General features: G+C 41.8%; 10 protein-coding genes and 1 pseudogene. 2 read left to right on the top strand and 9 right to left on the bottom strand.

Translation table 11 applies throughout. From position 1 onward, the window contains the following. Positions 1–131: 131 nt before the first annotated feature. From MR764_RS08865 to accC, 8 genes are all read right to left on the bottom strand, one after another. Entirely contained in the window at positions 132–761 is a 630-nt protein-coding gene (locus MR764_RS08865; RefSeq protein ID WP_247979054.1) for a DUF4230 domain-containing protein, read from the bottom strand. A 93-nt stretch (positions 762–854) separates the two neighbouring features. Beyond that, complete coding sequence (locus MR764_RS08860; RefSeq protein WP_247979053.1) at positions 855–1,982, bottom strand: serine hydrolase domain-containing protein; 1,128 nt, start codon at positions 1,980–1,982, stop codon at positions 855–857. A 112-nt stretch (positions 1,983–2,094) separates the two neighbouring features. Next, positions 2,095–2,838, bottom strand: coding sequence for a LytTR family DNA-binding domain-containing protein (locus MR764_RS08855; protein ID WP_247979052.1), 744 nt, complete (start codon positions 2,836–2,838; stop codon positions 2,095–2,097). Then, positions 2,835–3,866, bottom strand: a complete 1,032-nt coding sequence (locus MR764_RS08850; RefSeq protein WP_247979051.1) for a histidine kinase — start codon at positions 3,864–3,866, stop codon at positions 2,835–2,837. The genes MR764_RS08855 and MR764_RS08850 overlap by 4 nt, the downstream gene beginning before the upstream one ends. 234 nt (positions 3,867–4,100) lie before the next feature. Further along, on the bottom strand, positions 4,101–5,330 hold the full coding sequence (locus MR764_RS08845; protein WP_247979050.1) for a dicarboxylate/amino acid:cation symporter: 1,230 nt from the start codon (positions 5,328–5,330) through the stop codon (positions 4,101–4,103). A gap of 268 nt (positions 5,331–5,598) precedes the next feature. Then, positions 5,599–7,134, bottom strand: coding sequence for an acyl-CoA carboxylase subunit beta (locus MR764_RS08840; RefSeq protein WP_247979049.1), 1,536 nt, complete (start codon positions 7,132–7,134; stop codon positions 5,599–5,601). Positions 7,135–7,222: 88 nt separating this feature from the next. Then, positions 7,223–7,732 (bottom strand): biotin/lipoyl-containing protein, encoded by a 510-nt coding sequence (locus tag MR764_RS08835; protein ID WP_247979048.1) that lies wholly within the window; start codon positions 7,730–7,732, stop codon positions 7,223–7,225. 9 nt (positions 7,733–7,741) lie between these two features. Further along, the gene (gene accC, locus MR764_RS08830; RefSeq protein ID WP_247979047.1) at positions 7,742–9,247 is read right to left on the bottom strand and encodes an acetyl-CoA carboxylase biotin carboxylase subunit; all 1,506 of its coding nucleotides are present in this window, start codon (positions 9,245–9,247) and stop codon (positions 7,742–7,744) included. A gap of 426 nt (positions 9,248–9,673) precedes the next feature. Here accC and MR764_RS08825 point away from each other — a divergent pair, with 426 nt between their 5' ends. Further along, positions 9,674–12,076, top strand: coding sequence for an outer membrane beta-barrel family protein (locus MR764_RS08825; RefSeq protein WP_247979046.1), 2,403 nt, complete (start codon positions 9,674–9,676; stop codon positions 12,074–12,076). A 48-nt stretch (positions 12,077–12,124) separates the two neighbouring features. Beyond that, positions 12,125–13,468: an MATE family efflux transporter gene (locus MR764_RS08820; protein ID WP_348773076.1), complete on the top strand. Its 1,344-nt coding sequence runs from the start codon at positions 12,125–12,127 to the stop codon at positions 13,466–13,468. A 459-nt stretch (positions 13,469–13,927) separates the two neighbouring features. Here MR764_RS08820 and MR764_RS08815 read toward each other — a convergent pair. Then, positions 13,928–14,277, bottom strand: a pseudogene (locus MR764_RS08815) (xylose isomerase); the annotation flags it as partial.

Genomic DNA, 14,277 nt, shown 5'->3' with positions numbered 1-14,277 from the left:
TTCTGAAGTGATTACCTGATTTTACCCAGGCAAGTTATAACTAATTTTTTGTTTCTGATTTTTGCCCAAATTAATTTGCTGACAACGAGGTATTTTTTACAGAGAATTAAGGTGTAATTCAGAATAAGCGTTCAGGAAGGGGAGGCATTCAGGCCTGCTTTTTCTGTCGTGCCGTCCAAAGCCATGTTTTCGGTTATCAGTTCCCAACCCACCGATTCAATTAATTCACGCATCACGGCAACTGTGTCGTTGGCCTGCTGGCGGGCGATTAGAATTAGATGACTGTTTTCTACTTTTTCACGGATCAGTTCTTTGGATCTTTTCGTCATGTTATTCAGATCGTTTTCCGAGAATTTATTGATCAGACCTTTTTGTATATCGTAATATTCCAGGTCGCTATCGATGCTTAATATTTCGGGCTGGGGAAAACCAGAGAGGCGCACCTGTTTTTTGGGTGCATTTATTTCGATGTTGATCTGTGTGAGATCGAAGCCGATCATTACTTTGGCTTTGATGATCAGCAGTGCCTTTTTCTTGGCCTGGAAAAGTTTAAAGAACAGTATTTTTTCATCGCGGTGGGTAAAAATCTCAGAGAATTCGCCTTCTACCGTGATCAGCTTGCACACTTGTTTTATTTTTTCGAGTAACAGAACCGACTGGCTGTGGAGCTGTTTTTCTGTTCTTGATTTGTACACAAAGTGCGTTGCGGCAACGCCTGCTGCGAGGCCGATGATCAATCCTAAAAGAATAAGGGTTTCCATAAAAAGTTTAGTTACCTCACTAATTTAAAACTTTTTACAGAAACCCTTTACTATTCGCCTGTTTTAATGTTATTCGCCAGGCGGTTAATCATGCTATTGCTTTTCTTCTGTTTCCGGCTGAATTTCGGGAAGGAAAGGGGCTGCCATCGAAAAAACCGGAGTTTCGTCGAGCGATGCAGTTACATTGCAGGTAAAAGCCACCACCAGATCGTATTCAGGGTACATAATCAGCGATCCGCCGCCTCCGGGCACGCTTCCCTGTCGACCGTAAATTAGGCGTCCTTCTCTGTCGTTGTATATCACCCAGCCGTTAGCCATATTGGCTTCCTGTCCATTTTTTAAAACAATTTTTTTGAAAATTCTATCACGTACACCGCTGAAATATTCGGAATGAAGGATGGCATTTCCAAACGTTGCCAAATCTTCAGCATTTGAAAGCAGACCTTCGGAAGATACATTTTGTCGTAAATCGTAGAACATGCTGTTTGTGACCTGCGAGACCAGGTTCAATTCAAAAAAATTGCTTCGGTTTTTGATCGATGTCAGCACATTGTCGATTTCGGTGTTTTCCAGGTTCAAAGTATCGGTAACATATTCCGTTAACAACTTGCGATAGTTTTTCCCGCTTGCTTTCTCCATAACAACTCCCAGTAAGTTGTAGTTGTAAATGCTGGGAATCTGGTATATGTTGGGTTCAAGCGAGAGCGGAGTATCCTTGAAACGGTCGATCGCTTTTTCGAGGCTTATGTTTATGCCTCCCCTGTATTTGTCTTCTGACATCGGAGTTGTAATCCCCGCTGTTTCGTAGGCCAAAAGTTGCGGCGTAATGGTACTGCTTTTTACGGGAAATTGCGGATAGTATTTCTGGATGGCAGAATCTTCGCTTAGTGTACCTTCTTCCAGTAGTTTATTGTAAATGGCGCTGGTGAACAACTGAGAAAGTTCGCCTATCCTGAATTTGGTTTTCCGGGTAACGGGTACGTCCAAGTCGGAAGAGGCCAGGCCAATTCCTTCCGAATAGATCAACTCACCTTTAAAGTAAATGGCTGCACTTGATCCGGGAATGAAATTCCGGGCGGTAAAGAAGGTTGCTTCCTTGCGCGCTTCCTTTATTTCTTTGACGTATTGCTTTTTGTAAAAAATGTTGGGTGTGGTCTTTTTGCAGTTGGTAAGACCAAACAACATCAAAATAAGCAGTGTTACTTGCAGGTTTTGTCTCATACTGTTTAGATTTAGATTTTAAAAACAGCCCCAAAAATAAGGATTTCGGGAAAAGTGGGAGCGTAATTCAAAAAAAGGTTGAAATGATTTTTGACTTTATCGGGCTGAAGGTCTAAATAAAATTATTTTTATTCAGCAGGTTAAAGAATGCCACTTTATAAGTACTGCTAACCGGTATCAGTTTTTTCCGGATTTTAATGGCGTGATTTTCGATGTAATCAATTTTATCGAGCGCGATGATGTAGGATTTATGTACTCGCACAAATTTTTGCGGATCAAGTAATTCCTGCATTTTCTTGAAATTCAGCAAGGTCATGATTTTGCTGTCTTCGGTATGAATTTGCAGGTAATCACGCTGCCCCTCGATGTACAATATTTTGTTAAAATACACTTTAACGGTTTTACTCCCCGATTTGATAAACATATAATCGGGCTGATCGCTGTGGGGCTGGTTTTGAATTGGATTTACCTGTGCTACCTGGCGTTGGTTCTGATCTTTCAGAAAGCGGGCATACACTTTTTCGACGGCTTTTACAAAACGATCAAAGGGGATGGGTTTTAACAGGTAATCCACCACGTCAAGTTCATATGCCTTAAGTGCATATTCGTTGTAAGCGGTTGTAAGGATAACGTAAGGCGGATCTTTGATGGTTTCGAGCAACTGAATGCCGGTGAATTCATCCATCTGAATATCGAGAAAAATCAGGTCGACCTGGTTTTCACGCAGAAAAGAAAAGGTGGAAAGCGCATTGTCGAACGTTCCCAAAAGATTCAGGTAGTCGATCTTCTCGGCAAATCGTTGTATCTTTTTTAAGGCCAGAAGCTCGTCGTCAACGGCAATGCAATTCATTTTCATTTCAGCGTTCGTTTAATTGGAACTTTGATATTCACTTCAAATTTATCCATATTCCGGTTGATATCAAAAGTGAAATTGTCGCCATGCAGCAGTTTTAAACGTTTTTCAACGTTTTTCAAACCGGTTCCCGAGCCATTGTCAGGAAGTTTGAAATCGTTTCGTTTTACATAGTTGCTGGTGCGTAATTCAATACACTCATCACTTATTTTGAATTCAATTTCAATTCCCGGAACAGGCGATTGCTTGTTGCAGTGTTTTACCGCGTTTTCGATGATTGGGATAAAAAGCAGGGGAGGAACTTCTTTGCCAACGGCGGTTCCCTGCATTTCGAAACGCACAAAATCGGGGGAGCTAAAACTCAATTGAGCTAATTCGAGGTAATCGTGTATGTACTCCATTTCTTTCTCTAGATTTACCTCTTCGCGTGTCGATTCCTGAAGCATGTACCGCATAATTTTCGAGAGGAGCACTATGGCGTTCGATGCTTTTTCGCGGTCTTCAAAAATCAGCGAATCGATGTTGTTCAATACATTGAACAGAAAATGAGGATTGACCTGCGAGCGCAAAATTCCCAATTCCGATTGCACCGTTTTTCTTTCTAGTTCTGACTTTGTTAACTGAATATTGTAGGAATAGCTAAAGAGCTTTAAGGCAGTGGCGGTGCCAATAATCATAAAATTATTCAGCAGCGCGTAAAACAATTCGGTTTGCAGCGGACGGCGCATTACCCAAAATCCCAGGGCCGGTTGTATGTTGTATTTTATAAATTGAGAAATAAGGATGTTCAGTGCGATAACGGCTACTGTTCCTAAAAAGTAAATGATCAGTTTTCGTTTTTTGAAGACATATCTTGGAATCAGGAATTCAATCACAAAATACACCCCGACAATGTCCACCGGAATATAAATAAGATTGATAAAGGCTTCCAGTACAAACCCGTACGAAAGCAGGTAGGGAATGGTGTAAAACGTAAATATCGCTATCCAAAACAGGATATGATTGAGTACTCTATACTTAAAGATCTTCATTGCAGTTTCTCATTTGGCGAATTTCAAACCTTGTTAAGCTTATTCCGGAACAAGGCTTGTTAACCGCTCTTTTCTGCAATTGTACATTAAATATTTGAATAAATAGCTGATTATCTGCGAACAAGAAATAAATTTCGGCCAAATTCAGGTGGTAGGCTACAGACAGTATTATGTCGGTTAAAACGGGTATTTAGCAGATGAAACCTGGTGTTTTGCAGAAAACAGTGTCGATGGCTATCCCAGTCCAACGTTGGTTGCTTCGTTTTCTGAACGGGCAACGGTAACAGCACCACAACTGTCGCTCCAAACGTTTATGGTAGTCCGCATCATGTCAAGCGGAAGATCAACCGCCAGTATCAATCCGATACCTTCCAGGGGTAAACCTGCTGCCGTGAGAATTACGGTAAGCATTACAAGCCCGGCCATGGGTATTCCGGCTGCACCAATTGAGGCCAGCAAGGCGGTAACAACAATCAGCAGTTGCTGGGCAAATGAGAGATCGATTCCGTATACCTGTGCAATAAACATGGCTGCCACGCATTCGTATAAAGCGGTACCGTCCATGTTAACAGTAGCTCCGAGCGGTAGCGTGAAACTTGTAATTTTATTCGATACTCCACTTTTGTGTTCGACGGCTTCCATACTTAAAGGCAGCGTTGCACTTGATGATGCTGTTGAAAAAGCAGTAAGTAGTGGTGTCGCCATATTGTTGAGGTGTTTATATGGCTTTGCTTTGGCGATAAAACGTACAATCAGAGGAAGGGTAATAAAAGCATGTATTGCCAATGCTAGGATAACCGTTAGCATATAAACCGCCATGCCTCCGGCAATATCCGCCAGGTTCGCGGCATTTCGCGCTACTTCGCGTGAAACGATCCCAAAAATTCCGAGCGGAGTAAACTTGATAATAAACATGGTCATTTTCATCATCACTTCAAACACGGCTTCAAAAAAAGTGGTCAGGCTTTCTTTGTATTTATCGTTTACCTGGGTAATGAAAACACCGAACATGATGGCAAAAAATATTATGGGCAGAATTTCTCCGTTTACCATCGACTGAAAAATATTTTCCGGAATGATGCGCATCAGAATATCGTTTACAGAACCGGCTTTCTCGGTCAATCCTTCAACGGTCTGGCTAAGGCCCATTTCAATACCAACTCCGGGCTTGATGAGGTTTACCAGAAATAATCCGGTGAAAATTGCCAAAGTACTTGTTGATACGTAATAAAGTATGGTTTTCCCCCCAAGTCTGCCAAGATTCTTACCGCTTCCCATGCTGGTTACCCCCGAAACGATGGAGCTTAGTATTAACGGTACAATTACCATTTTTAAAGCGGTCAGAAAAATTTCACCCATCCAGGCAGTGTATTTTATGCCTTCAGGAAAATAGTATCCAAAAAGTACAGCTAATGCGAGTGCGATAAGGATTTGCCAGTGGAGCTTGATTTTCAGTAACTTCATGGTAGCGATCTGCGTTTTTCTTTTTCAGAGGCACTAAAGTATTCTTTTTTAGCCGATTTGGCAAAGGTATGTTCTGTGGTTTATTAAAATGAAACGAGCATGTAAAGTATTCACATCCAGTAGAATGTTTGAAATACATGCGAGTTTCATACTATACCTTTGAAAGAACAAATCTAATAGTATGAAAATGGTGAATATCTAATTACAAGATACTCACCATTCCATTTATTAATGTGTTGGAAACTAGATTGTTCCAACTCTTATTTTATTACAAAGGAATATTCCCGTGTTTTTTGGGAGGATTCGATTTGCGTTTGTTCTGTGTCATATCCAACGCGGTGATGATTTTTTTCCTCGTTTCGCGCGGTTGGATGATTTCATCGATATATCCCAGAGAGGCAGCTTTGTAGGGATTGGCAAATTTGTCACGGTATTCCTGTACTGCTTTTGCCTTTTCTTCTTCATTCATCACGTTGCGGTGGATGATGTTAATGGCGCCTTCCGGTCCCATTACCGCAATTTCAGCTGTTGGGTAGGCGAGGTTTACATCAGCTCCAATGTGCTTGCTCGACATTACATCGTAGGCGCCACCGTAAGCTTTACGCGTTATTATCGTGATTTTCGGTACCGTTGCTTCAGCATAGGCATACAATAATTTTGCCCCGTGTTTGATAATACCTCCAAACTCCTGGCTGGTTCCGGGTAAGAATCCGGGAACGTCGACAAAAGTTACAAGCGGAAGGTTGAATGCATCGCAGAAACGAACAAAGCGGGCTGCTTTTACCGATGAGTTGATATCGAGAACACCGGCCAGATGACCCGGCTGATTCGCAACCACGCCCACGGGTTTACCTCCGAAACGGGCAAATCCAACAATAATATTTTGCGCATACTGCGACTGAACTTCCAGGAAGTGTTTGTTATCAATTACAGTCTGGATGATTTCGTGCATATCGTATGGCTTGTTCGGGTCTACCGGAACAATTTCCTGAAGGTTTTCATCTACCCTGTCAACCGGATCCATGTTCGGTTTTACCGGCGGATCTTCCAGGTTGTTTGATGGAAGGAAGCTCAAGAGTTCGCGAATCATCATTAAGGTTTGGTCTTCGTCGTTCCCGTTAAAATGCGCAACGCCACTTTTGGTATTGTGGGTGTGTGCCCCTCCCAACTCTTCTTTTGATACGTCTTCGTGTGTTACCGTTTTAATAACCTCGGGCCCGGTCACAAACATATGGCTCTTTTCGTTCACCATAAAAATGAAATCGGTAAGTGCCGGAGAATATACAGCGCCACCCGCACAAGGGCCCAGAATGGCAGAAATCTGCGGAATAACACCCGATGAAATGACGTTGTTGTAGAAAATATCGGCATAACCTGCAAGGCTTTCAACGCCTTCCTGGATACGCGCGCCACCCGAGTCGTTCAAACCAATAAGCGGAGCGCCCATTTTAAGCGCCAACTCCTGAATTTTTACAATTTTGTCGGCATTGGCACGACTAAGCGAACCTCCGAAAACTGTAAAATCCTGGGCGAAAACATACACCAGACGGCCATTAACTTTGCCGTATCCCGAGATCAGTCCGTCGCCCAGTACCTTTTTGGCCTCCATTCCAAAATCGTAGTTTCGGTGAGTCATCAATTTGTCAATCTCGTTAAAAGTGCCCGGATCGAGTAGCTGGACAATTCTTTCCCTTGCGGTTTTCTTTCCCGATTCATGTTGTTTATCAATGCGTTCTTGTCCGCCGCCGAGTTCTGCCTGTTGGTTAAAGGCTTCGAGTTGATCGTATTTTTCCTTTAAATTCATTTCTTGTAATTTGTCTTTTGGTTAGGTGAAATTGTCGTTATCAATTAAAGCATTTACTGCTCATGAAATTTTTAACTACCGAAATGTGTTACTCCAATTCAATTAAAACCTGGTTGCTGTCAACGGTGTCGTCGGCTTTTACAAACACCTTTTTAACCACGCCGTCTTTGGGAGCTTTGTATTCACTTTCCATTTTCATGGCCGAAATAATAACAACGGTTTCTCCCTGTTGTACCGGGTCTCCTTCCGATACCAATACTTTAACTACTTTGCCCGGCATCGGCGATGTGATTTTACTTTCAGCAGCTGCTGCTCCGTTGGCATTCCGGTTTTGCAGGTAGCGTGCTTCGGCATCAATCACTTCCACATTGTGCGTTTCGTATAGGGTGTAAGCGGTGTATTTTTTTGGTGTTTCATCCGGTACCAACTCAATGTCGTAAGAGTGACCACCCTCAAGAATCGAAAATGTTCCGTCAGCGGTGTGCATCAGGTCAACTTCGTATTTTTTTCCGTCCACTTCCACTTCCAGTAAGTTGCCGTCTTGTTTTAACAAGTTTACCCAGGCAAGCCTGTCACCTATTTTTATTTGTACTGCCATAATCAGAACTTAAAAATGATTTACGTAAGGGATTTTTTTCCAGCGGCTTTGAGCCGGAACAAACTCTTTTTGATTGGTAGATACTGCCGATAATTTATCGAGGTAGTCGATAAATGCTGCAATTATTACCATGTCTTCCGGATCTTTGGTCTGGTCTTTCCCCATTAACTGTTCCTGGTTTTTTTCGATAAAATGCGTGTCGTAATTACCTTGGATGAAATTTTCGTTTTTCATCACGCGTTCCAGCATTTTAATCGATGTTTTCACTCCGGTAATCTTGTATTCGTACAAGGCCCGGCGCATTCTTCCAATCGCTTCGTCGCGGGTTTTTCCCCAAACGATCAGTTTTGAGATCATCGGGTCGTAGTAAATCGGAATCTCGTAACCTTCGTACACATAACCATCGGTACGTACTCCAAATCCCAGCGGATCGGATATTTTGTAGACTTTACCGGCACTTGGCATAAAATTATTGTCCGGATCTTCGGCGTACACACGGCACTCGATGGCATGTCCCTGCTGTTTCAGGTCTTCCTGTGCAAAATCAAGCGGTTGCCCTTCGGCGACGTGAATTTGTTGTTTTACCAGGTCGATTCCCGTAACACGTTCAGTAATGGGGTGTTCCACCTGCAAGCGTGTATTCATTTCCAAGAAATAGTAATTCAGGTCGTTGTCTACCAAAAATTCAATGGTTCCGGCGCCAACATAGTTCACTGCTTTCGCAGCTTCTACAGCAGCTTGTCCCATTTCGTTTCGCAATTCAGCAGTCATTAGGGGAGATGGAGTTTCCTCGATCATTTTCTGATGACGTCGCTGAACCGAACATTCCCTTTCAAACAAATGAACGGTATTTCCATGCTGATCGGCCAGGATCTGAAACTCAATGTGGTGTGGCGAAGTAATGTATTTTTCGATGTAAACGGCATCGTCGCCAAAAGCGGCTTTTGCTTCAGAGCGTGCCGCCCGAACCGATGAAACAACATCTGCTTCGTTTTTCACCAGTCGCATTCCTTTTCCGCCACCACCGGCGGAAGCTTTTATCATTACCGGAAGTCCGATTTCCTTAATTATTTCCAGGGCTTCCTGCTCCGATTTTATTTCGCCTTCGGTTCCCGGAACAACAGGTATTCCTGCTTTTTTCATTGCATCGCGCGCCTGAATTTTATCGCCCATCTGAACAATAACTTCAGGCGAAGGGCCTATGAAAATGATGCCTTCAACTGCACACCGACGTGCAAACGATGCATTTTCCGATAAAAATCCGTATCCCGGATGGATGGCATCGGCGCCACTTTTTTTGGCGATTTCAATGATCTTTTCAATGTTAAGGTAACTTTCCGACGAAGGAGCTTTTCCTACATAATAGGCTTCGTGCGCATAACGAACGTGAAGTGATGTCCGGTCTGCTTCCGAGTAAATGGCAACAGTTTCGATATCAAGCTCACGGCAGGTACGCATAACACGAATCGCAATTTCCCCCCGGTTTGCGATCAGAATCTTTTTGATTTTATTCATATGAATTTTCAAATAAAATTAAGCTGTCTAAAATTCTGCTATAAATAACTGTTTGAACTAAAAATTGTTTAATTCCTAAAATTTCAACGCCGAAAAATATGGGATGGCTCCTTATGCTAAAACGGAATAGTGTTAATAAATGTAAATATGCCGATATTCTCATGTATTTTTAATCTTCGATTTTGAAAAAAATGCAGAATGAGTCAAAAAGTGAAAAAAAACTTAATTGATTATTTTGTTAATTACAAAACAAGTTTAAATTTGTAATGGATTAACGACCAGCCATTTTTGATAATTACTTCAGGCCCTTAAATCGACAAATGACAACCAAGCCTGCGTAATCGTAAATGGAATAAGGAACACATTTGGATACTACTACCTTTTTTGAAATGTAATTTATTCGTTATCAGCATTTAATTGATTTGGATGAGGATATCTGGTATCAATATTATTAAATTGACATTGTTGTTGTTTATGGCACATGGCGCTTCTGTTGCTTTGGCTCAAACTGCAAAACTGTCGGGAAAGGTCATCGATGAGAAAACCGGTGATCCGATACCTTATGCCAACATCACGCTCAAACCCGATCAGGATACAACCCGTCTGTTGGGAGCTATTACCGATAATAATGGGCTTTTTACGGTTAGCGAGGTGGATTACGGAGACTACCGTCTGAAAGTTAGTTTTATTGGTTACGATGCCAAGGTTATTCATCCCTTTGTTGTTAATCAACCTTTTTTCGATTTGGGAACCAGTGCTTTGTCGGTTTCGGCGAGAGATTTAGATGAAATAACGGTGAATTCAAAAAATTCCGGAATTTCGTATGGGGTTGACCGGAAAATCATTAATGCCAAAAGTTTTCCGGGTGCAGACAAAGCCATCGATTTGCTCGAGAATGTGCCATCGCTGCAAGTAAATGTTGACGGGCGTTTGACCTACCGCGGCGACGGAACGTTTTTGGTTTATGTGAACGGACGGCCGGAACTTAACGGAGAGGAAAAACTGCGCCAGATTCCTGCCAATCAGATTCAGTATATTGAAATTATTACCAATCCGACAGCGAAATACGATGTCCAGGGAACCGCCGGAATTATTCAGGTGATTCTAAAACGCAACCGTTTGGAAGGCTATGCCATAAACACCAGCGCGAAAGTTTCTACCTTAGGTTCGTATGAATGGCTTTTTTCGGTCGATCAAAAAGGAACGAAAGGAGGTTGGTATATTCAGGGGCAACTCGATGATTTTGTCCAGCGAAAATTTACCACTACATCAGACCAGATGATCACAGAAGGTGAAAGCCAATACCAGACTTTTTCTTCGTTAACTAAAAAAGAACGGGTAAATAACAGTTACATCGAGTTTGGTTTGAATTACGATCTTTCAGAGAAAGACTATATCGATTTTATGTTAAGCGCTGATCCTGTACAACGCAATAATATTTATTATGACCGCGGATATTATAACGAGTCGGAATTTCTTTCGGGAGAATTGCAAAGTTCTGATCGATATGACTATGACGGCAATTTTGAAATGTATTACCGCTATTTGAGGGCAGTTACGACCTACGAGCATGCATTTAAAAAAGACCGTTCGCGTTTATTAAAGGTGTATGTCGATTATTCCACGTATTTACAACCTTTAAAAGAGAGTAAAATAGATACCAAAATATTTGCCGATGGTTTCGAAAAGCTTGGCTATTTGGCGAGAGAACACAACGAAAGGATTTTTGAAACCAATGTATCCTATAAAGACAAGTTATCTGATAAGTCAACACTGGAACTTGGAGCTGAAGTCAATCTTGATCATATTCCGAAAGTTACAACGCAGAGTGGATCTTTTGATGAAGAGAATTATTTTATTCTTTTCAGGAGTGAAAATCAGCAGCAAAAAGTCGAATTTCAACAAGATGTAATATCGGGTTATGCGACTTTCGAGAGTAGTTTCGGAAAGCTGGATTATAAGTTGGGGCTGCGAATGGAGCATACCCGCAGAAAATCGAATTACAGTTATGTGTCTGGGAATAACAATGAAATAGAAGTACCCGCCGAAAAAAACTTCAGGGATTTCTTCCCTTCGGCACATATTGTTTACAATTTTACCGACAAGAACCAGCTATCTCTGAGTTACAGCCGAAGAATAAGCCGGGCCGATTATTTCGAGCTAATACCTTTATTGCGTTACGAATCACCCAGTATTTATTATACCGGAAATGAAAACCTGATGCCATCGTACTCCGATGCCTGCGAGATGGGGTACATCCGCTCCTGGGGAGATAATTTTTTTTCGGCTGAAATTTTTACGCGCACAACCGACAATTTAATTCAAAGCTACTACCGGCCGGGAGGAAACAATTCGATCATCTGGACGAAAGAGAACGTTGGAAAGTCGCTTAGTTCAGGAGCCGAGTTGATGGTGGGTTACGATATTTTAAAATGGTGGAACCTAAACGTGTCAAGCAGTTTGTATCATTATCGCTTAAAGGTTGATCTCGCTGATCATAAAAGTGAGCAGGCCCAAATGCGTGGAGATATTCGGTTAAACAATACTTTTAAATTAGGAAAGACTTTTTCTGTCAGGCATTTGTTTGCCTATGTAAGTCCGCTTGTAAGCGCCCAGGTTGAGCGGGATGGTTATGTGCATTCCAATCTGGTCTTTCGGAAATCATTTATGAAAAGAAAATGGGAGGCCGAAGTTTCCTGGGCAAACGTATTCAATTCGATCAAATACAGTACGGTCACTAATGGCGATAATCTGTACGTTGAATCCCATTTTAAGCGCAGTCCTTATTTCTCTTTCCAACTTTCTTACCGGTTCAATAATCAAAATTAATCCTCTAAAACTTTTTTTAATAAGGATTGTAAGTTGTTTATTTGCGGCGTGAAAATTCAGAATTATATACCTTTTTATAAGCGAAATCTACATTTGGCTCTTCCAATTGTTTTATCGCAAATTGGTCAGGTTATGGTTGCCCTGGTCGATAACATGATGGTGGGGCACGTGGGCACTACCGAACTGGCCGCTGCAGCATTTGCCAACAGTGTGTTTATGATTGGGATGGTTTTTGGCATGGGGGTTACCTATGGAATCACTCCGCTGGTGGGAACTGCTTTTGGAAAGAACGACCGGAAATCAATGATCGTTTGGCTGAAAAACGGTACATTTTCTCATGCAATAGCATCTGTTGCACTTACCGGAGTGATGTTTAGTGTGTACTTTTTTCTGCCTTTAATGGGCCAACCAGAAGATGTTCTGCAACTGGCCAGGCCTTATTATTTGTTGTTGTGTGCATCGTATTTGCCGTTTATGGCTTTTTTCTCACAAAAACAGTTTTTTGAAGGTATCGGGAATACAAAGATGGCGATGCACATCACGCTTTTATCGAATGTGGTAAACATTGTTGTGAACTACCTCTTTATTTTCGGGAAGTTTGGAATGCCCGAATTGGGCTTGTTGGGTGCGGGAATCGGCACGCTGGCTTCTCGTATAATTATGCCTTTGTTGTTTGCCCTCTATGTGAGAAGGAATCCCGCTTTCAGGTCTTATTTCTCGGAGGCAAGGCTTCAGCTGGTTTCGCGTAAAAAAGTTATTGAAGTATTGAAAATCGGTATTCCCATCGGTTTTCAGCTGATCGTTGAAGTTACGGCTTTTGCCATAGGCGCAGTAATGATGGGGTGGTTGGGCGAAACCGCTTTGGCTGCACATCAGGTTGCCATCGGACTGGCTTCGACAACTTATATGATTTCGCTGGGCGTTTCGCAGGCCAACACGATAAGGGTCAGTCATCAAATGGGGGAGAAGGATTATGTGGCGATGAAAACCGCAGCTTTTGCATCTACTCACCTGGTACTTGCTTTTATGTCGCTGGCTGCTTTACTGTTTATTACCGCCCGAAAAATATTGCCGTATTTGTTTACTACCGATGTTGCCGTAATTGAAGTGGCAGCAGGGCTTTTAATTATTGCCGCCATATTTCAGCTGTTTGATGGCTTGCAAGTGGTAATGCAAAGTACGCTGAGGGGAATGGCAGATGTAACACAACCTATGTTTATCTCTTTTATTGCTTATTTGCTGGTTGGTATTCCAACCAGTTACGGTTTTGCTTTTCTTTTGGATTTTGGCCCGCAGGGAATTTGGTTTGGCTACCTGGTGGGGCTGCTAACGGCAGGTATTTTGTTTTATTTCCGTTTTAAAAGAAATCTTCGCAGACTTGATCTTCGTTAAGAGCAAAAAAAAACGGGTTATCCTTTTGGCCGATAACCCGATTGTTCATAGTCTAGTTTAGTTAGATCAGAAAACTTATTGGTCTAATAGAGAAAAGGTAGTGTATAAGTTTCTAATTCATATTCATTAAGGCTTCGCTAAGATAGTATAAAATTGATTGAAACCTGAATCATTTTTAAAAATTAATTAATATTTGTTAAAAAGCTCCTGTTTTATACTGTTAATTGTTTGATTAACAGGTTATATAAAAATTGCAACATGTTATAGAATACCTGTGCACTTTTGGGGATTGTTTCCGGAATCTGGTTAAATAATAAGATGGATGAATAGTATGATAAAAATCATGCTTCCGGATGTGCGAATAACAGATTGATGAATATAGAACAGCTATAAAAACATTGTGGCTACCTTGACAGCCACAATGTTTTTAATCAAAGTAGAAAGTGTTTCTTTCTTTCATTAGATATACCAGTTGATCAATTGCTCAATCAATTCCTGTTTGCCACTGATCTGTGCGGGTTCTCCCAGTTCTGCTGCTGCATTGTACAATGCTTCCAGGTCAAGTTTCCCCGATTCGTACTCTGCTCCTTTGCCGCTGTCGAACGATGCATATCGTGTTTTACGCATGGCCAGGTATTGCGAGTCATTGAGAATTTTATCGGCAATTACCAGCGAGCGTGCGAAAACATCCATTCCTCCAATATGGGCAATGAAAATATCCTCCAGATCGGTTGAATTACGACGTGTTTTTGCATCGAAATTGATACCACCATGCGTAAAACCACCAGCCTGAATGATTTCCAGCATTG

The sequence above is a fragment of the Maribellus sp. YY47 genome (assembly GCF_023111095.1).
GTDB lineage: Bacteria > Bacteroidota > Bacteroidia > Bacteroidales > Prolixibacteraceae > Draconibacterium.
Note: the sequence above shows the minus strand (reverse complement) of the source record. Positions and strands in the feature narration are given on the sequence as shown.

Coding starts and splice junctions, on each gene's coding strand:
- MR764_RS08850 (WP_247979051.1), bottom strand. CDS start 3,866: ATGAAGATCTTTAAGTATAGAGTACTCAATCATATCCTGTTTTGGATA.
- MR764_RS08825 (WP_247979046.1), top strand. CDS start 9,674: ATGAGGATATCTGGTATCAATATTATTAAATTGACATTGTTGTTGTTT.
- MR764_RS08855 (WP_247979052.1), bottom strand. CDS start 2,838: ATGAAAATGAATTGCATTGCCGTTGACGACGAGCTTCTGGCCTTAAAA.
- MR764_RS08865 (WP_247979054.1), bottom strand. CDS start 761: ATGGAAACCCTTATTCTTTTAGGATTGATCATCGGCCTCGCAGCAGGC.
- accC (WP_247979047.1), bottom strand. CDS start 9,247: ATGAATAAAATCAAAAAGATTCTGATCGCAAACCGGGGGGAAATTGCG.
- MR764_RS08835 (WP_247979048.1), bottom strand. CDS start 7,732: ATGGCAGTACAAATAAAAATAGGTGACAGGCTTGCCTGGGTAAACTTG.
- MR764_RS08840 (WP_247979049.1), bottom strand. CDS start 7,134: ATGAATTTAAAGGAAAAATACGATCAACTCGAAGCCTTTAACCAACAG.
- MR764_RS08845 (WP_247979050.1), bottom strand. CDS start 5,330: ATGAAGTTACTGAAAATCAAGCTCCACTGGCAAATCCTTATCGCACTC.
- MR764_RS08860 (WP_247979053.1), bottom strand. CDS start 1,982: ATGAGACAAAACCTGCAAGTAACACTGCTTATTTTGATGTTGTTTGGT.